This window comes from Pseudoalteromonas sp. PS1M3, assembly GCF_016865405.1.
Classification (GTDB): Bacteria; Pseudomonadota; Gammaproteobacteria; order Enterobacterales; family Alteromonadaceae; genus Pseudoalteromonas; species Pseudoalteromonas marina.
In genome coordinates this window covers 3575053-3597408 of the sequence record NZ_AP022624.1, presented here as the reverse complement: position 1 = coordinate 3597408, position 22356 = coordinate 3575053, and the positions used below count along the sequence as shown (strand labels likewise).

17 protein-coding genes and 1 pseudogene are annotated in these 22356 nt (G+C 44.1%); 8 read left to right on the top strand and 10 right to left on the bottom strand.

Translation table 11 applies throughout. The features are described from left to right. Positions 1-26: 26 nt before the first annotated feature. Positions 27-2570 (bottom strand): heavy metal translocating P-type ATPase, encoded by a 2544-nt coding sequence (locus PS1M3_RS16735; RefSeq protein ID WP_203985610.1) that lies wholly within the window; start codon positions 2568-2570, stop codon positions 27-29. 308 nt (positions 2571-2878) lie between these two features. Here PS1M3_RS16735 and PS1M3_RS16730 point away from each other — a divergent pair, with 308 nt between their 5' ends. Further along, positions 2879-3418: a thrombospondin type 3 repeat-containing protein gene (locus PS1M3_RS16730; RefSeq protein ID WP_203985607.1), complete on the top strand. Its 540-nt coding sequence runs from the start codon at positions 2879-2881 to the stop codon at positions 3416-3418. Between the two features lie 158 nt (positions 3419-3576). Here the strand turns inward: PS1M3_RS16730 and PS1M3_RS16725 are convergent, their stop codons facing one another. The 6 genes and pseudogenes from PS1M3_RS16725 to PS1M3_RS16700 form a co-directional block, all read right to left on the bottom strand. Then, on the bottom strand, positions 3577-4806 hold the full coding sequence (locus tag PS1M3_RS16725) for a hypothetical protein (protein WP_203985604.1): 1230 nt from the start codon (positions 4804-4806) through the stop codon (positions 3577-3579). A gap of 12 nt (positions 4807-4818) precedes the next feature. Then, a complete protein-coding gene (locus PS1M3_RS16720) occupies positions 4819-5628 on the bottom strand; it encodes an outer membrane lipoprotein-sorting protein (protein ID WP_203985601.1) in 810 nt (269 codons plus the stop codon). A 69-nt stretch (positions 5629-5697) separates the two neighbouring features. Beyond that, entirely contained in the window at positions 5698-8019 is a 2322-nt protein-coding gene (locus PS1M3_RS16715; RefSeq protein ID WP_203985598.1) for an RND family transporter, read from the bottom strand. A 249-nt stretch (positions 8020-8268) separates the two neighbouring features. After that, a complete protein-coding gene (locus PS1M3_RS16710; RefSeq protein ID WP_203985595.1) occupies positions 8269-9039 on the bottom strand; it encodes a TetR/AcrR family transcriptional regulator in 771 nt (256 codons plus the stop codon). 179 nt (positions 9040-9218) lie between these two features. Next, positions 9219-10501, bottom strand: a pseudogene (locus PS1M3_RS16705) (ISL3 family transposase). Between the two features lie 12 nt (positions 10502-10513). Then, positions 10514-11548 carry a permease gene (locus PS1M3_RS16700; protein WP_000098298.1) on the bottom strand — a complete coding sequence of 345 codons (1035 nt, stop codon included), beginning with the start codon at positions 11546-11548 and terminating at the stop codon, positions 10514-10516. Between the two features lie 111 nt (positions 11549-11659). Between PS1M3_RS16700 and PS1M3_RS16695 the strand changes: the two genes are divergently transcribed. Both PS1M3_RS16695 and PS1M3_RS16690 read left to right on the top strand, forming a co-directional pair. Then, entirely contained in the window at positions 11660-11974 is a 315-nt protein-coding gene (locus PS1M3_RS16695; protein WP_008294929.1) for a helix-turn-helix transcriptional regulator, read from the top strand. Between the two features lie 530 nt (positions 11975-12504). Then, complete coding sequence (locus PS1M3_RS16690) at positions 12505-14700, top strand: AAA family ATPase (protein WP_203985592.1); 2196 nt, start codon at positions 12505-12507, stop codon at positions 14698-14700. A 280-nt stretch (positions 14701-14980) separates the two neighbouring features. On the opposite strand, the gene PS1M3_RS16685 is transcribed toward PS1M3_RS16690, so the two are convergent. From PS1M3_RS16685 to PS1M3_RS16675, 3 genes are all read right to left on the bottom strand, one after another. Then, entirely contained in the window at positions 14981-15472 is a 492-nt protein-coding gene (locus PS1M3_RS16685; protein WP_010555478.1) for a hypothetical protein, read from the bottom strand. Between the two features lie 9 nt (positions 15473-15481). Further along, positions 15482-16477, bottom strand: coding sequence for a tyrosine-type recombinase/integrase (locus PS1M3_RS16680; RefSeq protein ID WP_203985588.1), 996 nt, complete (start codon positions 16475-16477; stop codon positions 15482-15484). A gap of 328 nt (positions 16478-16805) precedes the next feature. Continuing rightward, on the bottom strand, positions 16806-18020 hold the full coding sequence (locus PS1M3_RS16675; protein WP_203985585.1) for an RNA-guided endonuclease TnpB family protein: 1215 nt from the start codon (positions 18018-18020) through the stop codon (positions 16806-16808). A gap of 24 nt (positions 18021-18044) precedes the next feature. On the opposite strand from PS1M3_RS16675, the gene tnpA reads away from it, so the two are divergent. From tnpA to istB, 5 genes are all read left to right on the top strand, one after another. Next, a complete protein-coding gene (gene tnpA, locus PS1M3_RS16670) occupies positions 18045-18458 on the top strand; it encodes an IS200/IS605 family transposase (RefSeq protein WP_138765360.1) in 414 nt (137 codons plus the stop codon). 403 nt (positions 18459-18861) lie between these two features. Then, positions 18862-19203 carry a replication initiation protein gene (locus tag PS1M3_RS16665; RefSeq protein WP_076922384.1) on the top strand — a complete coding sequence of 114 codons (342 nt, stop codon included), beginning with the start codon at positions 18862-18864 and terminating at the stop codon, positions 19201-19203. A 320-nt stretch (positions 19204-19523) separates the two neighbouring features. After that, positions 19524-19835 carry a hypothetical protein gene (locus PS1M3_RS16660; protein ID WP_371816595.1) on the top strand — a complete coding sequence of 104 codons (312 nt, stop codon included), beginning with the start codon at positions 19524-19526 and terminating at the stop codon, positions 19833-19835. A gap of 187 nt (positions 19836-20022) precedes the next feature. Beyond that, a complete protein-coding gene (istA, locus tag PS1M3_RS16655; RefSeq protein ID WP_024600838.1) occupies positions 20023-21567 on the top strand; it encodes an IS21 family transposase in 1545 nt (514 codons plus the stop codon). A 14-nt stretch (positions 21568-21581) separates the two neighbouring features. Continuing rightward, positions 21582-22337: an IS21-like element helper ATPase IstB gene (gene istB / locus PS1M3_RS16650; RefSeq protein ID WP_008108839.1), complete on the top strand. Its 756-nt coding sequence runs from the start codon at positions 21582-21584 to the stop codon at positions 22335-22337. Positions 22338-22356: the final 19 nt, after the last annotated feature.

Genomic DNA, 22356 nt, shown 5'->3' with positions numbered 1-22356 from the left:
CTGCACTGTGGCAGGCTCGGTTGTCCTTATTTCGCTTGTGCAAATTCCACCTGTCTCTGCGACACGTCGTTGTCGTCCGTCCCCATGGGTGAGCGGAAATGACGCAACCTCAGTGCATTGCCGAGTACAAACACCGACGACAGTGCCATGGCGCCGGCAGCGAAGACGGGCGAAAGCAGGATGTCGTAGGCCGGATAGAGCACACCTGCCGCGACCGGAATCAAAGCCGTGTTGTAGGCAAACGCCCAGAACAGATTTTGTCGGATGTTGTCGATGGTTGCCTTCGACAAGGCGATCGCCTTTGGCACACCTTGCAGGTTACCCGACATCAGCACCACATCAGCCGCTTCAATGGCAATGTCCGTACCTGTGCCAATGGCAAGACCTACATCCGCTTCGGCCAGAGCGGGAGCGTCGTTGATGCCATCACCGACGAACGCCACCTTGCCGTGCTCTCCCTTAAGGCGGCGCACCGCGTCGACCTTGCCGTCCGGTAGCACTTCCGCCACCACCTCGTCGATCCCGAGTCGCGCCGCGATGGCCTTGGCCGTGTGGACGTTGTCGCCGGTGATCATCGCGACCTTGAGCCCGAGATCGTGCAGGGCCTTGATGGCAGCAGGCGTCGTTTCCTTGATCGGGTCGGCAACGGCGATAATCGCCGCAAGCTTGCCCTCTATCGCAGCATAGAGCGGAGACTTACCCTCGTCGCCGAGGCGTTTGGCGACCTTGGAGAACGCCGCCACGTCGTGACCGAGTTCGCTCATGTAGCGGTCAGCACCTATCTCGACCCGCTTGCCACCGGCCTCAGCCTTCACGCCAAAACCCGTCACCGATTCGAAGTTCGACACGTCCGGCAGTGAGATGTTCTCCGCGGCGGCGGCGTTCACGATCGCACGGGCGATCGGGTGTTCGGATTTGGCCTCGATGGCCGCGACCAGAGCCAACACGTCTACGTGCTCGAATCCGGTGGCCAATTCCAGATCGGTGAGAGCCGGTTTGCCTTCCGTCAACGTGCCCGTCTTGTCAACGGCAACGACCTTGGCATCTTTCAACAACTGGAGTGCTTCACCCTTGCGGAAGAGCACGCCCAGCTCGGCACCGCGGCCAGTGCCGACCATGATCGAGGTCGGTGTGGCCAGCCCCATGGCGCAAGGGCAGGCGATGATCAGCACCGCGACGGCGTTGACCAGCGCGAAAGTGAGCGCGGGCGACGGGCCGAACCACATCCATGTCCCGAAGGTGAGAATCGCTGCCACAAACACCGCAGGCACGAAATACATCGTCACCTTGTCGACCAGCGCCTGGATTGGCAGCTTCGACCCCTGCGCTTCTTCCACCATGCGGATGATCTGCGACAGAACGGTGTTGCCGCCGACAGCCGTCGCACGGATGGCGAATGCGCCTTTCTGGTTCACCGTTCCGGCCACGACCTCGCTGCCGTGCTTCTTGGAGACGGGGATCGGTTCTCCCGTGATCATCGATTCATCGACATAGCTTTCGCCTTCGATGAGTTCGCCATCCACCGGAATGCGATCGCCGGGACGAACCTCGACGATATCTCCCGACAAGACGGAGTCGATCGGCAGTTCGATCGACTTATCGTCCCGACGCACCCGTGCCATTTTGGCCTGAAGCCCGACAAGACGCTTGATCGCCTCGGAGGTGCGTCCCTTGGCGCGAGCCTCCAGCAACCGGCCGAGCAGGATGAGAGTGACGATAACAGCGGCGGCCTCAAAGTAGACGTTGACGGCTCCGTCGGGCAGGAGCCCCGGCGCGAAGGTCGCCACGAGCGAATAGCCATAGGCTGCCATGGTGCCGACCGCGACCAGGGAGTTCATGTCGGGGGCAAGCCGCCCGAGGGCCGGAAACCCCTTGTGGTAAAAGCGGATGCCCGGCACGAACAGAACGATGGTTGTCAACACGAACTGGAGATACCAATTCGTCTCCATGCCGATCGTTGAGGCAATCAGGTCGTGCATGCCAGGAATGAGGTGTGAGCCCATCTCCAGAATGAAGACAGGCACGGTCAACACCGCTGCAATCGTGAAATCACGTGTCAGTCCACGGCGTTCCGCGTCCTTCTTCTCGGTGCGCTCATCGGTCTCGCCCCGACGGCTACCCGTAGCAGCCGCGATTACCCTGGCATCATATCCCGCGTTCTCGATAGCCGTCACCAAGGCGGTCGCATCGGCGCTGCCCTGGATCGTGGCTCTTTCAGTCGCAAGGTTGACAACGGCACTGGTGACGCCGGGCACAGCCTTGAGCGCCTTTTCGACGCGACCGACACAGGACGCGCAGGTCATACCTTCGATGGAAAGCTCTGTGGTCTCAGCTGGCACCGAATAGCCAGCTTTCTCGATAGCGTTGATGAGTGATCCGCGGTCGAGTGGCGAAGCGGACTGGATATCGGCACGTTCGGTCACCAGGTTCACCGTAACAGTGTCAACGCCCTCGACCTTCTTGAGTTCAGCCTCCACGCGCCCGACGCAGGAAGCGCAACTCATACCTTCGATGGGAAAGCTTGTCACCGTCACAGCCGACGGATTCAATTTGTCTTGAGTATGCATCATTCGTCTTCTCCACAAGCATCTCCTGATGATATTCCAGAAAGATAAACCTTCCTATTGTGGGAAGGTCAAGCGCTAAATTTCCTGATGCATAGTTACCACACCCAGTACTTACGGGAACATCGAATCCGGGTTTAGGTTGAAAACTCCATACGAGTGTTGTCAGCAGTCAGTGGCACATCGGACAAATTCGCGCTAAGGGAGCGTTCGAGGTAGACAGAAGGATGCGCGATGAATTCTCTAGTACCACAATCCTTACGCATTTGTTCCAGGCCTCGCCAACCAGTTTTTCCGTTGGGAAAGTGTAATCTGTGATTGCACGCCAAAGAGAAAATCAACCAGCTAATCCGAATACCCAGAATTTAAAGGGGTTTGCAGAGATCAAATATGATAATGCTGATACAGATGGTGATGGTGTTTTAGATTATTTAGATGTATTTCCTAATGATCCTAATGAATCAGTTGATACGGACGGCGATGGTATAGGTAATAATGCAGATACAGATGATGATAATGATAACTTAAGTGACCAAACAGAAATTCTTCTTGGAACAAACCCATTAATGGCTGATACAGATAGTGATGGTGTAACAGATGATATTGATCATTTTCCTCTAGACCCTACAGAATCAGTTGATACAGATAATGATGGCTTAGGTAATAATGCTGATACAGATGATGATAATGATGGTGTACTGGATAGAAACGATGCTTACCCATTAGATGCTACTCGCTCTTCTATAGCCATTGCTAAAGAGAAGAGTTCTTCAGGTTCTGGTGGTTCATTAGGGTACTTTAACTTAATTCTACTTTTGAGTTGTTTTAGGAAATATTATAAGAAGCTGTCCTAGGGTGAACATACCATTAATAGTGTTTCTGAGAATCACTAATACTAAACAATATTAGTTAACAAAAGGGTAATAATAGAAATGTTATTACCCTTAGTTCTTTTTAGTCGTTTAGTTGATTCGTTGTAAATTGTCTATTTTGATACGGTTAACCACTTGTTTTAATAGAAGTATTCAATGGCTAGCTGCAAATGGTCATCCTCTTTAATATTATAAAGAAAATCTAAAGGTTCACTGCTATTCATCAGGCGAATATCTAAACTTACTTTGAAACTTTCGCCAAACCGGCGATTGCCTTCAAAAATAAAGCTATTCGCGTTGTGGTCTAAATCAGCGCTAACTCCCATTAATAATTCGCTGCTTTGCATGTCATTAAAGGCTAAACGCGCACCAAAGAATATATCGTTTTGAACGCTAGCGCCTGGTGAATTTTCATCAGCTTCGCCACGAGAATCCCAACCATATTCCGTTAACAAGCCAAGGTCTGCATTGCTTTCAAATATACCGACATAGGTATATTCAAAGCCTGCTTGGGTTGCCCAAAAGTCGTCTTCATTGGTATTGCGATAGATGGTTTCAAACTTCCACAACCAGTCATTAATAGTTGCTTGAACATCTAAACCAAACTGATCCATTTGGCTATAGTATTGTTGTAATACCACAGACTCTTTTTCTGAGTGTTGACTAACGGGAGTTAATATTGGCTCTCGGTTAGTACCATGAAACCAGTAGGCGCCAATATCAAACACATTAATACTGTGGCTCCAACGAATTGCCGTATCTAGGTGATTGTCTTTCGCTGATGATTCATATTGAACATTATCGTCGTCAACGAATATCCCGCCACGTAACCGACCGCTGCTACCTGCAAAAGTGCGTTCACGAAAGCCGGGCAATAAGTAAAGATCTACAATGCCCCAGTCGTTAACGAGAGATAAGTTAATCATTTGTTGACCTAACTTATCTTCGCCGTCGAAATCTTCTACGCCATCAGTTTGGTTAATCACGTCTGCTAAATGTTGAAATTCAGTTACGCCCCAAAACTCCTTTCTAATACCAAACCTAAACTCCCAATCGTCGTCTGCGTGCACGAAAGACAACTCTCTGATATCGCCATGCGACCGTTCGTCATCGCGTTCATCATAACGGTAAAAAGGTTTAAATGTTAATGAGTCTGCTCCGTCATTCCAGCTCCAATAAAGCTCCGGTTCGGCAAATACTGACAGTTGGGTACTATTGAGTTGGTCATCAAATTGCCCATCGTTAACAAAATACCTTTGCTCTATACCAACCTTACCGGAAAGCTCAAATTCACTGGCTTTGGCTACCAAGCTAGCGCTTGTTGCTATAAGCGCACTTGTGACTAAGAGTGCGCTTAATGATTTTTGCATGACATTCATAATTTATCGGACACGTTTTAATGTGTTTCGATTGAAGTCGCCGTCAACTAACCCAGTTTTAAAAGCATAATTCTGCCAAGCTAGTGTAGTGCTTTTACCACTTTGGTGGTTAACCATTTCAGCAGAGTCTGCGCGCCAGTATTTGTCTAGATATTGTTGATAGTTGTTGTATGATAACGTTTTTAAAAGCGAGTTTTTACGGTCATAAAAGTCAATTTTTTGAACGCGATATTCTGCTTTATCAATCCATACAATGCGGCGGGTGTATCCTGAATTTTCATCAACTGGAAATTGTTCAACCATATAGCTATCTAATCCGTTAACTGTCTCATCGCCTAAGTAGCTGTATGTGTATTTTTCTACTTCAAATGAGCTTAAGTCTTCAAATGAAAACTCTGAGCCCATAAATGGACCTGATTTGTTGCGAGATGCAATACGTTTTACACGTTTTAGCGATGGAAGATACAACCATTGATCGTCATTACCTACAGGGTGAGAGAAGCTTAAAAATGAAGTGCCTTTTACATCTCTAGGTTTGTTGAAAATGGTTAGGCTTTTGTCGCCATCATTTAATAGTTCAAGGGTTTTTGTTTTGATCTCTCGAACACTTTCCTGACCTTGCTTGTTACGTAGTACCATTAACATATCTGATGTGCTGTCGCCCCAACCAGTGTCACGTGTTTTGGCTTCTACAGATATTTCCATGCCTCGAATAGCGGCCGCCTCTTTTGTTAGTGGGGCTGCTAAAACGCTTAAGCTGGCAACCGACAAACTTGTTGCCAAAACTATTTTATTCATTGATTTAGTAAACATTTATTTCTCCAAATACTGTAATAATCTGATGGATAGCGCCGATTAGCTGGCGCTATTTACTACTGGTAATTAATCATAGTTAGTGCTTGAAGCACTTTGGACTGGCTCTTTTTTGCCGCTATCTAGCTTCATTAATAAAGGGGGTAAAAACAGGAAGTCGACAACTAGCGCGATAAAGATGGTAATTGCGGTCAATAACCCCATGTCTGCATTTAAGCTAAAGGTAGATTGTGCAAGCACTACAAAACCTGCAACCAGAACAAAAGTGGTTGTCCAAAGTGCTGTACCTACGTGGCCAAAGGCGTAACGAACAGCAGCTTTAGTATCAGCCTGTTTTTCTCTACGAGCATGTAAGTACTTACTTAGAAAGTGAACTGTGTCATCTACAACAATGCCAAGTGTCATACCGATAACAACTGAAATACTCATGCCTACTTGACCTACACTTAAGCCCCAAACTCCAAATGCAACACCTGCTGGAATAAGGTTTGGTAGTAAACTAATTGCGCCAAATCGCCAGCTTTTCAATGCAACACCCAATATCACTGATATCAATAGCAATGCTAATACAGTGCCTATTAACATGCTGTTGATACTACGCTGACCTATATGGGCGAACATTAAGCTTGGGCTCGCAATATCTACTTGGTATTGGCTAGCTTTGTTTGCAAACCAATCATTAATGCGTGTTTCCAATTCAATAAGTTCATTGCTGGTCATGTTTTTGAAGGTACCAACAATTTTTGAAGAAGATTTATCAACATTAAGTTGATTGTTAAGGTCTAAACCATATGGCAATGACATCTCATAAAGCAGCAAATACTGCGCCGCCATCTCTTGGTCTGTTGGCAATCTGTACCAGTTTGGATCATCGCCATGCATGTTTTTATTTAAGCGTTTAAGTGTATCGGTAATGGTATTTACGTGGTCTGTTTCTGGTTGTGCACGTAACCAGTCGCTAAAGTCAGCTAGTGTGCGTAAATACTCTGGCTGGTTGATGCCGCTACTCACTCCTGTTTTGACTGATATTTCGAGCAATGTCATACCTGACAAATGTTCTTGCATAAAATCAGTCGCAACTCGATAGGGAATGGTTGTATCATAATACTTAACAAAGTCATCATTCAGTTCGTTTTTAGGAATGAACAGTGTTGATGCGATAATAATTACACTCATTAGTGGCAGTAACACTTTGCGTTTGTTAATAACAAAGCCTGATAACTTATCCATCGCATTGCTTTTTCCTTCTTCTGTCGTCTTAACCTTTATTGGTAAAATGGTTAATAGCGCAGGGAAGATGGTGATAGAAAACACAAATGCCAACATAACACCAATAGCGACCAAGTTGCCTAAATCATGAAATGGCGGTGAATCAGAAAAGTTCATGCTTAAGAAACCAATGGCGGTAGTTACACTGGTTAGTAGAATAGGTTGGAAATTTAAGCGAAGACTTCTGGCTATAGCCGTTTTTTTGTTACTACCATGTCTCATTTCATAAAACATACTAGATAAAATATGAATACAGTCGGCAACAGCTAAGGTTAAAATCATAGTTGGTGCTGATGACGATGGTCCTATTAAGAACATACCCATCCAACCGGCAATGCCCATGGTAGTTGTGATACTTAAGATAATAACCAGTACCGTAGCAAAGGTACCTGATACTGTTCTTAACAAGAACCCTATAAATACAATAACAATCAAGAACATTAATGGTACTAAAGTTGCGCTGTCTTTAAGTGCAACCTCAGTAAAGGCACCATTCATCATTACCATGCCTGAAAGGTGTACTTGTGTACCTGGATTAGCCGCTAAAAACTCTTCTGTCATTTGCTTTACAAATTGGGAAACTTCCAGCACTTCTGTATTTAAGTCTTTTCCTGGAAACTGAATACTGACATTCACTACCGAGACATGACCCTCAGGAGAAATAATTTTGTTTACCAGTAGTGGCTCATTAGTGGCTATATCTTTAATACGTGTGAGATCAGCTTGTGATAAGCGGCTAGTCTCCATGACTAAATCTTCAACAATCAAGTCATCTTCTTCTGCGTAGGTATATTGGAAGTTAGTGACCGAATCTACACGGGTAGAATATGGAATTTGCCAACTTTCTTTGGTTAACTCTTTAAGGGCTTGTAAATGCTCTGCTGAGAAAACATTGCCATCAGCGGGTACTACAACAAAAGAAACATTATCACTCTTACTGTAGATATTTTGCATTGACTCATATGCCACTAGTTGTGGGTTATCCTGGCCAAAGAAGAGCCTGTAATCACTTTTAAATACAAGGTTTTGCGCTCCGGAGGCCGCAAAGAAGGCAATTGATAGGGTGGCGAGAATAACCCAAATAGGATGCTTGCCAACAAAACCAAACAGCTTTTCTTTCATTTTGTTCTCCATTGTGACGAAACGTCACTACTTGTTGTTAAAAAACAGTGCAAGCACCGTTTAATCATTTGTTACTACTAATTTTTATGCCGAAACCTAGCAATATTTGCCTTAAAAACAGCTATTAACCTGCTAGTTTTCAACTTGTATTATAGTGACGAAACGTCACTATATGGTTATAAAAAAACGGCCTAAGCCGTGCCCCTAATGTTCTCTCAAAAATCAGGGAAATGTATAACTTTCAAATGCTTAGCTTTTATGCTGTTCAGCAAAGCTAAACTCACGCCCCATTGATTTAAGCAGTGCTAGTTCGCTTGGGAAAACCTTTTGTAAAGCTAGTTCTACTGATTGAGCATAATTCCTGTCTTTGGAAAGTGGTGCCCATGCTAACCCATCAAAAAGTAGATTAGATGAATTCACTAATTCACGCTCTACAGCTAAGCCTGTACTGCCACTGCATTGATATACTTCCGAAGATAGTAGTGAAATGGTGCCATAGTTCTGGGCCCATGTAGCAAAACTAACTTGTTGAATATCCATATGTGCAGGGATTGTCAGCTGACCTTTTGATTGAGCATCTTCAATAATCCCAAATGTAACACCCATAATCTTGGCTTCGAGCTGTTCCTGTTCTTTCATTCTGCATTCGCTGGACTTGCCATAGACAGTTGGGCTCTTTGCACACATTACACTCTTAAATAAAGCGGGGTGTAAAATGGCATAAATTAAATAGGAGATATTCAATAGCAACATACGTTCCCGTGGACATCCATCATACATAGCTGCGCGGCTAAATAGGTCGTGCATAATGGTGATAGCTTGATTCCCTATAGCGAGTATAAGGTCTTCTTTGCCCAGGAAGTGTTTATAAACGGTACCTTTTGAGTAAGAAACGGCAGCAACAACTTTATCCATGGTGATATTTTCTACCCCATGTTTATCAATCAATGCAATGGTTGCATCAATTATGTCTTGCTCGCGCGCTTTTAACGCATATCCGTCTAATACTTTTGGTGCCATATTGGTTTACTTAGCAATTATCTCGCGTATTGATTATCTCTTAAGTAATCTAACTTCTTTGTGTGACGTTTCGTCATTTATGGGCGTATAATAAACGCAATGTTCAATATGTCAACATAAAGGGTATACGGATTTAATGGTTGATGGGGCATCTTCACCCCACCAACCTGATACCACCCTCAGATGGTTGATAGATCGACCCCGTAGTTGAGTTCCTCTGCGAAGTCCGGCAGTCCGTAACCGATGGTTTTCTTGTGGAACGGAGAGACCTTTGCAGTCGGGGGCTTCTTCTTGTGCTTCGTGGTGTACAGCATTCGTGCCCGCATCACCTCGAAGGAGTAACCGCGCCCTTCACGGTTCTTGTCCTTGGCCAGTCGGTTGATGGACTCCGTGTAAGCGTTGGTGACGGGCATGTCCGTCTCGAAGTAGGTCATGGTCTCTTCGCGCCAGTTTCCCACTGCCCTGACCAGATCGCTCCAGACTTCCTTTTGGCCCTTCGGGATGGTGGCTATCCACTCGTCCAGGGCGGCTTCTGCCTGGAGCCGTGTCGTGTGGTGGCGTCCCAGATGCCGTAGAAGCGCTCCTTGTGCTCGTAGGCGGCCAGCAGTTGCGGGAACGCGCCTGTCCAGGTCTCCATGATGAGGCGCTCCCGGTCTGAGACTTCGTGAGCGCGTTTCAGCAGGATTTTCCGGTCTCCCTTGAGAGTCCGGCTCTGGGACGGTTTCAGCTCCTTTCTGAGGCCCTTGCGCACTCTCTCTAGGGCATCGTTGGCCATGCGCACCACATGGAACTTATCGACCACGATACGGGCCTGGGGCAGCACAGCCTTGACCGCTGCCCGGTAGGGGTTCCACATGTCCATGCTGACGATCTCGACCTTCTGCCGGTCTTTCAGCTTCATCAGGTAGTTGGTCACCACGTCCTGGCGGCGGGTGGCCAGCAGGTCGAGCAGGGTTCGCTCCTCAATGTTGGTCAGAATGCAGCGGTAGCGCTTGTTCAGGTATAGCTCGTCAATGCCCAGGATGCGGGGCGTCTCGAAGCGGTGCCAGCGCCCCAGGAACTCGGCGCGGGCGTTGAAGATGTCGCGCACCGTCTTCTCGTCCAGGCCGGTCTGTGCCGCCACAAAGGTGTAGGGGTGGTTGAAGGATTCCTTCTCCACGTACTCATGCAGCCGCAGTGTCATACGGAATCCGTCCACCATCTCCGGTAGCTGGGGCCTGAATGTTGTCTTGCAGGCCCGGCAGGTGTATCGGCGGCGGACCACCCAGAGAGTGACCCGCTTGCCGTGGATGGGCAGATCACGATAGGGAACGTCACGCTTGCCGAACCGCACGAACTCACCCTGCACGCCGCACCCCTCGCAGGCTACTGGTGTAGGTGCTTCAAGCCGAAAATGTATGTCTTCATTCTGCTCATCAGAATCCACCAACTGGTACCCAGGAAGGCTTAACGAATTAATCATCTCCCGCCTTGATCAGAAAAACAGGTAGGTGGCGTAACCGGCAATCATCGCCATAGCAAAAATGACTGCTAAAAACGCCGCTAAAAGCTTCAGCGTGAACAAAGAGCGCAACAGAATGAGCTCAGTCAGGCTGGCTCCGGCACTGCCGATGATCAACGCTAGCACCGTCCCGGCACCCACGCCTTTGGCCATCAGAGCCGCTGCCAGAGGTATGACGGCTTCAGCGCGAATATACAACGGCACGCCGATGACAGCGGCAACTGGAATGGCAAAGGGATTATCTGGGCCTGCATACTGCTCCAATAAGTCAGTGGGCATGAAACCATAGATCACGCTGCCAATCGCAATACCGATGAGCAGGTAAGGCAACACATCGATAAAGTCCGACCAAGCTTCCCGCCACACACCACTGTACTTCCCTTCTTTCTTAACCGTGACAGTGGGTTGACTGTCACAGCATTCGCTAGACGTAGAGACTGTTGTCTTCCTATCAGCCCCGCAAGAAGCCGTCTTCGGAGTGGTGTCGCAGCTGTTGGTGCCGCAACTCGATGCGGTCGATGTAGCACTGCACGGGCTTGCTGATGAACTACATCCACTGCTCTCTTGTGTCGCCGTCCGGCGCACATAACGCTCGAAGCCAAGCGTGTGAAGCAGCCATCCGGCACCTACCGCGACCACCAAAGCGGCGAGCACATAGATAGCAGTAAGTGTCCATCCAAACGTGGCAACCAGCAGGCCGACGACGATAGGATTCAGCAACGGAGATGAGAAAAGAAACACCATCATCGGCCCAAAACCGGCCCGTGCCCGAATCAACCCTTTCAACATGGGGATAGTCGAGCAACTACAGAAGGGCGTTATAGCTCCTAAACCAGCAGCAAGAAAATAGCCTCGCTTCCCACTGGAAGTCAGTAACGCTTCCACCTTGGATGGTGGGATGTGACGTTGAAGAACTCCGACCAGCAAGCTAATGCCAATGAATAAAACCGATAGCTCGATAGCGAGAAAGGCGAACATGCCTAGAGCGTCTTGGAGTTGAGATGACATTCAATATTACTCCTATATTTCTAGTATTGTCGAAATGATGTACGCAGCCTACTTGCGTTTATCCGACCTGTCAACTATAATTCTAGAAACATCGAATTATTGGGGCGTGCTATGGATCACGAAAAGGTTGCAGCCAGCTTAGCTGAGCTAGGGAATAGTCACCGACTGTCCGTGTTCCGCTTTCTGGTCAAAGCTGGCCATGATGGGGCTTCGGTCGGAGATATCCAGAAGGGGCTGGGTATTCCTGCTTCGACGCTATCACATCACCTTGCGCGCATGGCCAAGGTAGGGCTGATCCGGCAGGAGAAACATAGCCGCACGATTGTCTGTATATCCGAGTATGGGCACCTAGAGAATTTGATCGGTTTCTTACAAGAGGAATGTTGTGCAGGTGTCCGGATTGCGCATGAACCAGAACCGCTTTGACGCTTGCCCAGCTCTCGCTGTCCTCCCTAGTCAGCATCGCTATGAAGACTCAGGCGAAGGTGGAAACAGAAAATTGGCAGTAGAGTAGGCTGAAGAGGATCAATCAGATAATCCGCTGAGAAAGATTTTCTTCTTTACATCTTTGGCATTTTATCAACCAGAAATTCCGGATACCCTGAAATAGTTAATATTGCCACGAACTAAAAGATTGAAACAACAGTGGGTTACGTATGTGATGCCTAACGGAGTGAGGGCATCTTTGAGATTCCTTCACTACCCCTACAAACTCTAATGAGTATCACTATCGACTAGTACAATAACTCTAAGAAGCTTTTGTCCATTGGCAAGTTATCTGCTGACTCGTCATTGCCCCAAGACGTGTTTAGTTCATTAAAAAATTAAACTTTTCTTTGGTTCTAATATCTACATATGCTGCCAAAACTTATAGAACTTGATTTCCAACACATATATGTGTAACTTTTTTTGTTAAATTTATACGTCGCTTTTAGTAGTAACCAAGGATTAGGTATATGATCGAATCAATTTCTATGCAAGGAGTAGCGAGCTTTCAAAATCCTACCTCTGTATCTTTAAACACAAATAAAAAAGTAGTGCTGTTTTATGGTCATAACGGTACTGGAAAATCTACAGTAGCAAGATATTTGCAAGACACAACACACAGTAATTATAGCAATTGCAGTCATGTGTTACCCAACGCTCAAGACTATCAAATTCAGGTTTATAACACAGACTTTGTTGAAAAAAACTTCTCTCAAGATAGTTTTGAGGGAGTGTTTACTTTAGGTGAAACAAATGTAACGGCTGAACAGACTATAAGTGCTGCTGAAGAAGAAATAGTAAGACTAGAAGAGCAAAGAACCCAAAAGCAAACGCTTAAAAAACAGCACGAAGATAAAGAAATAGCTCAAGTTAAAACAATTAAAGATAATTGCTTTGAGATTAAAAAAGAGCATGACAAAAAAGATCTGGACCACTGTTTAATTGGCTTTAAAGGTTCGGCTTCTGCGTTCTATGATGAACTTCTAAAAACAGACCTCATCGAAACACCTGAGTACACGTTTGAAAGTTTAGCGACTGAATCTAAAGAGTTAAATAATAAAAGTGCTGTACCAAAAAGTATGATTCCTAATGTTGTTTTAAACCTGGCATCAAGTGAATCAAATACCATTTTAACTGAGGTAATTGTTGGCTCTAGTGAAAGCTATCTAGCGGAGCTAGTGAAGAAATTACAAAACTTTACCTGGGTTGATAAAGGGCGCATTTATCTCGATGATGCTGAAGGTAAATGCCCGTTTTGCCAACAAGCTATAAATGAGGATTTAACTGAAAATATAAACAACCTTTTTGACGCATCATATGAAGGAAAAAAGGATGAATTAAAGACTCTAAAAAGCGGATATGAACAATCTATCGAAACTTTAAACGAAGCATTATCAGCTACTCACTATACAGCTCTTAATGATACAAAGTTTGACCTGGCAAAAGAAAAACTTTCAGGTGTACTACAAGCAAACCTTACTAAGCTAGTACAAAAGTTAGATGATCCAACCATCAAAGTTAGCCTGGAATATACGTCTGGCTTAGTTCAGGCTCTCAATGATATTATTAATGATAAAAACACTACTAGAAGGGCTTTCAACACTAAGCTCAGCAAGAAAAAAGAGTCTCTCGCAGCTATTAAAAAGAAGTTTTGGTCTTTGGTTCGTATAAAATACGATGTAGCTATAAAAGCTCACGATACTTTAATTGAATCTATTAAAACTGATATAGAAATAGTTAAAGGGGAAGAAGAAGTCCTCACCATAGCTATTCAAACTCAAAATGACGTTATCGCTGAAAATCGTAAATTAATTACCAATATTGAAACGTCCGTAATCAGCATAAACAACCAAATAAAATCGATAGGCTTAGAAGGTTTCGAGATTAAACAGAAACCAGGAGAAAGTAATCATTATTACTTATGTCGAGGCGTTTCTTCGAGCGGTCACGACGTATATAAGTCGCTCAGTGAAGGAGAAAAAACGCTCATTACTTATCTATACTTTTTAGAATTGTGCCAGGGAAGTGTAAACAGTGACTCCCCAACCCCAAAAAATAAGAAAATTATTGTTGTAGACGATCCTATATCGAGCCTTTCTCATAATTACATATATGAAATAGGCGCTCTCACACACAAAAGACTTATTAAAGGCTACCAATATGCACAAGTGATCTTACTTACTCATAGCCTCTATTACCTGCATGAAGTGATGAAATATTTACCTAAAGGGAAAGATAATGCAGGTAATGATAAATTTGATAACAAATGTAGTTTGTTTAGGGTATTAAAGAATACGAACAGTAACATTTTACCTATGGAGAAAGGTGATATAAAAAATGATTACCAATCATATTGGCAGATCATAAAAGATGCTCAAAACGGCACTACAAATAACATTGTTTTACCTAATATTATGAGAAATATTCTCGAGTATTACTTTTCTTTTGTACATAAGACAGATGCTTTAAAAGTCGCCTTGGATGAATTAGAAGAAACGGATGCACAATTTTCACCTTTCTTCAGGTTCATAAATAGAGAGTCCCACTCTGACTCCGTAAACATTACAGATCTTGGAGAAATCGATTCAGAGAGATTTATTGCCAAATTTAAGGATGTATTTATCAGAACAGATTTTGAAGAGCATTATAACAAAATGATGCTTTGACAAAATTGTTGGCGCTATAACTTTCTAAGTTCAAATAAATGAAGGCATTATTTAGATTTGTACTGGAAAGTTATTCTAACTCAGAATTGTCCAAAAGTGAGTTTCAATCTTTGTTGTCACAATTTTTCTTTGGATAGGCACGTTGATTGAATCTAAGTTTTGATCTTTATTGTCATACATACCTTCTATTGACACGAAAGGAACGGACTGGGAAGGCAAAAAAGTTTCAAACATTATTGTCCTCCGATATGATAGTTACCCACATAAGGAATGTCTTTCATTACTGGCTTCTTCTTATCAACTCATTTTGACGTAATATTGCTAAGGTATCAGACGGTGTAACTTTCCATGCGTCCGACAATCTGCGTAAAGTAAAAACCCCTAATTCAAGTCTATCATCGGGTGATAAAAAGTGATGTAAGTGTCGGCCAGCGACTGAAATAGTGACAGCAGCCCCCTGTGCACCATTATTATAAACTGCCATCCCTTTGTTTTTATTCTCGCCATGAAATGAAGCTTTTACTTCGCTTTTCAAGCCAAATAACACGCCGCACAACCCGGTTAACTCGCTTTTAGTCAACTGAATTATCGTTTTACTTGCCCAGTCTGGTGATTCACCAGGGGAGTTAATAGTAGTCATTTCAATACTTAACGTCTGCAAGCCAAGCCGACTAGATGTGTACTGAACGTTCATAGCTGTGCGCTTTAATGGTTCTGGGTGCCTATCTGCATAAAATGTAAGTGCTTCACCAAAATTGTTCTGTTGTGACATTCTTCCCCCCTAAATATCTAAGCGTTTACTCGCTGCTCTTAGGCGTTCATCACCCCTAAAGTCATATTTTTGCGTTGTTGCTAAGCTTGCATGGCCCATTGCATCTTTAACTGTAATTAGATCTTCGCCGTTCTCTAGCATTGACGAAGCGAATGTCCTTCTTAGGTCATGCGGGGCACACTTTTCTATACCGGCCTCGACAGATCTACTGTTTAAAATATGGTAAATTGCCTGGCTAGTCATGCGCTCTGAGGTAACATCATCGTATCTACGAACACGACTAAATAGTGGCCCTGGAATATCACTTCGCACTTCCTCAATCCAGCTTTCAAGCCTTTGAAATGCGCCATCTGGCAAGTACGCCATGCGCTCTTTATTACCTTTACCTAGCACTTTTAGCGAGCGGTTATGCCGGTTGTAATGAGCAAAATCAAGGGATACAACTTCAGCTCTTCGTAATCCGCACCCGACTAAAACAGATAAAATAGCGCTATCTCTAACCCCAATAGCAGACTTATCACTTTCACATGTGAAAAATAATTTCTTCACTTCAGCAGGGGCCAGGGCTCTACCTTTGGGTATCCTTGACCCTCTAACCGATTTAACTAACTTGATATGTTGGTAAGTATCGGTGCTAATAAGCTTAAGTGTCCACGCCTCTACGGCTACACCTTTTATTGCCGCCAAGTAATTATTTATAGTGGCCGGTGCTTTTCCCGCATCAGTGAGCATGGTCAAAACTGCCTGTACATGGTGCCGCTCAAGCATACCCCAAGGACAGGTTCTTAAATCATGATAGCCCATCATTTTAGCTATGTTGTTTAAAAACGACCTCATGGCTAGCCGGCTACTTTCAGCCCTTAAGCCCATTAAGTATGAAACAGCAGGATTTTTTTCAATACCATTTACACCAGTGCCAGCAGCCTCCGCACTTAATACTTCAAAAGTACGCTCTGCAGGGAGAAATGTGACTTCGGTATTTTCATCTTTGTTTTGTTCGTGCATTTTTTGATGCCTCAAAGTAACTTTGTGCTTTTGCTCCATACTTAGTTTAAGTTTGTGTGTTTAGAACAACCCTACATAATGAAGTACGGACATATTATCTGTGTTTATTTTGCTCAGTATCACTACCTAAATTACAGCTTCTAATTTTAAATTCTGATGGTGTTGACTCGATATTTATTATATCACAGGCTCTACTTTCTAAAAGGGTCATTTTAATAAGTAGAGGTAAAGCTGAATTCGCATAAACATAGTAAAGAGTAGGCTTTTAAGTTTGATGAACAACTCCCACTAAACGCTGCGCGTTTTGAAGGAGTTTCAAAAAGAAAGCCTAAGCTACCTTTTTAGGCTGGTTCCCAGCCTGAATACCTAATGCCCAGTTTAAGTTAACTTGCGCACTGGCTACATCGCGGGGCTTCTCACAACCACATTCGCATGAGTGCCAGCGGTCTGCTAAGGATTTCTTCTTCTTAGCTCCGCAGTCTGGGCAGGTTTGACTTGGCTTAACTTGCTTTGTTGGTACTTCAACAAATTCGCTACTAGCTTCTTCCGCTTTGTATCGCAGTAAATTAAGAGTCATGGCTGGCGCGGTGTTCAGAATTTCCCGATTCAGACCAGCCTTTTGTTTCACCATTTTTCCGTTTTTCTCGACAGTACCTTTGGCACTGCGAGTCATGTTCTTAACGGTGAGTTTTTCGGTGGCGATCAATGCCGCCACTTCAACTAATTTTGCAGTTTCTTTATGAGTAAAATCGAGTCTTTGACGGGCGATTTTCTGGTGGAGTTTGGCAATTTGATGCTTTAATTTTCGCTGGGTGCGAGTGCCTTTTTTCGCTAACGCGAGGTCACGCTGTAAAGAGGTTAATCGCTCTTTGCTGTTTCTGAGGTAACGGGGGTTTTCGACTTGCTCAAAATTACCATCCTGATCGATAGTCGAAAAGTAATGAGAAACACCCCAATCCAAGCCAACAGCTTTAGTGCCACAGTTTCTCTCAATGGTGTCATACTCCATTGAAACTGAAATGAACCACTCACCATTCTTTCGGATGATTTCGGCAGTTTTCGGCTTGCCTCCTGTGTTTCTAGCTTTACCTCGGATCTTAACGATACCAACATCAGCCAAATAAACAGCACCATGCTTTTTTTCTTTCAGGTTGAGCTTCCAACCATCACCATGAGCCTTGTAGCCCCAACCTTTAAAGCGTTGAAATGCTTTAAAACGTGGGAATCCAGCTTTCTTATCACCTTTTTTGAGCCGTCTAAAAAAACCGTCAAAAGCCAGTGCAACACGTTTTAATGTGACTTGCTCACTCTGAGCATTAGCATTGAAAATGCCATGCGCTTTACGATTATTACGCCACAGAGTGTTGATTTTGCACTGTTCGTGAAAGTTAAGACTGTAATTAGAATCACGATATGTTTCGATGCGATCACGTAAAGCCCAGTTGTACAACTGGTGATGGTGGACAAACAAATCCATCAGCGATTCTTCTTGAGAAACTGATGGTTTCATTTTATATGTAACTTTACGGATTGCTTTTTTCATAACAACTAATTATATTTAGTGGTTATGAAAAAACAAGCCCTAAAAACGCTGTATCACAGCGTTTATAATATTCACTATCATTTAGTTCTTGTAACTAAATATCGTCATCGCTGTATCACGCCAGAGGTTGCCGCGTACTTAGAATCTCAGTACAAAAGGTTGTTAAAATCTTGGGATTGTGAGCTTTTGGAGTGCAATGGTGAGCCAGATCACCTTCACCTTTTAATTTCTGCTAATCCCAAGATGCAACCAAGTAAAATGGTGAACAGTTTAAAAACTGCTACATCAAGACTTGTGCGAAAGGAGTTTTCCGAACACTTGGGTGAGTTTTACTGGAAGCCAGTTTTTTACAGCAGAAGTTATTGTCTGGTTAGTTGCGGAGGTGCACCACTTGAAATCGTGAAGCAATATTTAGCTCAGCAGGAAGGATTTGATTAAAGCCACCACTTCGTGGTGGTGCGCCTTTCACCACCACCTAAATTAACTCGCTTTGGCTCATTAGATTTAGATGGAGCACTTGGCGCTATTGGGTAGATCAGATAGCTTAAAGTTGGAATTTAGAAGAAGAATGACAGCTTTGAGCGATAACCAGATATAGAAAAGTTAAACTTGTTTTTGTTTTGATGATTTGACTCTTAATCTGTCCCATAACATTGTTAACCGGCATATTAATGGAGTTATTAAGGTATGTAATATATGCAATTTTGGTGCGTTAAACCATTAAAATGGTGTTCAATAAGGTGCTAAGTGTAAAAAACGTAAATATGGTCAAATGGTCGTTACTTTAGTTTCGATAAGTGAAAAGATATAAAAAATTTCACTTCAGGAGAAAAGTATTACCATGATTAATATGCCTAACAAATTAATTAATGCTTCCTATAATATGCCTCTCAGCGCCATGCGCTTGAGAACATTAGCATTGTCGAAATTAGAGCCTCTAAGTTATTTGTTTGGCATCTCCAACCCAGTAACAATTTTTGCAAGTGAGTGGCAAGAAATTTTTATTGAGTCGGAAAATCCATACAGAGACATAAAAAGGGCTGCCTCTGCTTTCTCCAAGGCTATGGTTCAGTTCGAAGGTAAAAAAGAACCTATAAAGTTTTTGGAGAAAGTGGTATATGAATCTGGAAAGGGGCGGGTAAAATTGTACTTCAACCCAGAGTTTTTAGTATCGTGCCTTTAACACTTAACAAATCGAAGCAGCAAGGCTTCGGCCGAGATGCACTAACCGTGCGCATCTTTTCGAGGCGCTAAAGGAGAGAGTTCTCAAAACCGTAAAAAATACAAAAGGATATTCTTATTTCTTTTGCTCGGTGTGCTGTGCTCTGGACAGTATCAAAATGACAATACATAGACTGGGAAATAGCTTTCCCATTAAATTTTAATGGCATAGTATCTGAGTTCTAAAAATTAAAATTATCAGTCACCACAAGTGAGAACTAGCTTATTAATTCATTTATTATATGTGACATATTTAAACTGAAATAGGTACCAAGAATCATAATGAAAGCATCCACAATTTCACTGTTAGCAACACTTATCTTCTCTGCAGCCTCTTCAGCAAACCAAGAAATTGACTCATTTAGCAAAGCTAAACGACTTCTAGAAAAGCAGGTTTATAACAATCACCGCATTACACTTTATTGTGGTGCGACATTTGACGTTAATAAAAAAGTAACTGCACCAAAGGGTTTTTTTACAACAAAGTACGTCAAACGAGCAAAAAAAATTGAATGGGAGCATGTTGTTCCAGCAGAAAACTTTGGTCGTACTTTTAGCGAATGGCGAGATGGTGCATATTCCGGAGCATCGTGAACAGTGATTCCGGCCCATCGTGAACACCCGTTCTGGTTTTAGCGTGAACGCTCATTCCGGTTTTATCGTGAACACTTTTGACTGATTTTCCGGAATCGGTGTTCACACCAAACCAGTACAATTTCAACGCATTGATTATTAATTACTTTGTTAAGCTATTTCCTTTTTGTATTACTGAGGAAGGGATATGGCGACTAAGAGGATCACAATGCGTAAAATTCGAGAAGTGTTGAGGCTACATTTTGCTGCCCAACTCAGTGTCAGAAAAATAAGTGCCAGCACTAAGATCAGTGTCGGTGGTATTCAAAAACTACTCACTAAAGCCAGAGCTTTATCGTTAAGTTGGCCACTGCCCGACGAGCTTGATGATTCTGTGCTTGCTAGTCAGTTCTATCCTCGCGCCGACACTCGGCCATCCCAGCGATTTGAAGTGCCAGATTGGCCAGCCATTCGAAAAGAATTAACGGGCAAAGGCGTCACCAAGAACTTACTCTGGGAAGAATATACTCAGCAATATCCGAATCGTTGTTACAGCTATTCTCAGTTCTGCGATCGCTATATGACCTGGCTTAAAAAGCAAAAACGTTCGATGCGACAAGTGCATAAAGCAGGAGAAAAACTCTTTGTCGATTATGCGGGTCAAACGATGCCCATTGTTTGTAATGCGACGGGTGAAGTGAAGTTCGCCCAGATATTCGTGGCGGTGATGGGCGCATCAAATTATACATTTTGTGAAGCAACCTGGAGCCAAAGTCTACCCGACTGGATCGGCAGTCACGTGCGAGCATTTGAATTTATCGGCGGTATACCTGACATGGTTATCCCCGATAATTTACGCAGTGGTGTCAGTAAAGCGTGTCGCTACGACCCTGATGTTAACCCGAGTTATCAGCAATTGGCCGCGCATTATGGCACCGTGATTGTGCCTGCTCGTCCCAGAAAACCACAAGATAAAGCCAAGGCCGAAGTGGGCGTGCAAATCATTGAACGCTGGATACTCGCCAAGTTACGACACCAAACCTTTTTCTCATTAGCTGAGCTAAACCATTGCATCAAAGCCTTACTGCTTGAGGTCAATAATAAGCCCTTTAAGCAACTGAGTGGGACACGACAATCATGGTTCGAGTCAATCGACAAACCCGCCCTCGCGCCTATGCCCAAACTAGCTTATCAATTCACGGATATTAAACACGTCAAAGTGAATATTGATTATCACGTTCAGTATGATAACCATCTTTACTCGGTACCCCATCACTTGGTGGGTGAAAAGCTTGAACTTCATGCCAAAGACAACTTGATTGAGGCTTATTTCAAGCATAAACGCATCACCAGTCACCCGAGAAAATATCATCCGGGCATGACCACCACATCCGAGCACATGCCTGTAAAGCATGAGAAGCATCATAAATGGTCACCAGGGCGTTTAATGAATTGGGCGAAAGATATTGGAGATGACGTTTTGCTCTGGGTGAAAGCACAATTGGCACAGAAACAACATGAAGAACAAGCGTATCGTGTGTGCTTAGGCTTACTCAACCTATCAAGAAGCTATCCCGCCGATCGGCTCAATAACGCCTGTGCGATAGCCAATCAATACAGTTTATATCGGTTAAAACATATCAAAGACATACTCAGTAGCAACCAAGATAAATTGCCGCGAACGCAAGAAGAGCCGTCGACGTTATTGCCACAATCCCATGAAAATATCCGTGGTCCTAAAAGCTTCCATTAAGGTAAGGAAATTCTATGTTAGAACAAACGATAACTCAGCTTCGTCAACTCAAACTCAGTGGTATGGCCAACGCCTTAGTGAGCCAAATGGAACAACCAAGTACTTATGAAGGGTTGTCCTTCGATGAGCGACTACAACTGCTAGCAGACAGTGAAGCCCAAGACCGAGAGAGCCGAAAACAACAACGCTTACTTAAAGCGGCAAAACTTAAATTAGCCGCTAACGCCAGAGACATAGATTATCATCACCCGCGAGGTCTCAATCAATCGATGATGGCATCGCTACTGCAATGTGATTGGCTGAATAAATCACAAAACTTACTGATCACAGGCCCTTGCGGTAGCGGTAAAACCTATATCACTTGTGCGCTTGCGCATACAGGATGCATGAAAGGCTACAGCGTTAAATATTACCGACTCTCAAGGTTGATGCTTGCGCTGACACAAGCCAAAGCAGATGGCACTTACAGTCGAATGTTACAGTCACTCGCTAAGATCGACTTACTCGTTTTAGATGATTGGGGGCTTGAGCCACTTAAAGCGGCACAACGAAATGACTTAATGGAGATCATGGATGATAGGCACGGCAGTTCATCAACCGCCATCATCAGTCAATTACCCACCGAAGAATGGCATCAATCCATCGGCGATAATACCTTAGCCGATGCCATTTTAGATCGACTAATGCACAATGCTCATCGGATAAAATTAAAGGGGGAGTCTATGAGAAAAATTCAATCTAAAATTGACCATCGTGAACACTTAGGTTAAAAATGTCATGAACCCAATG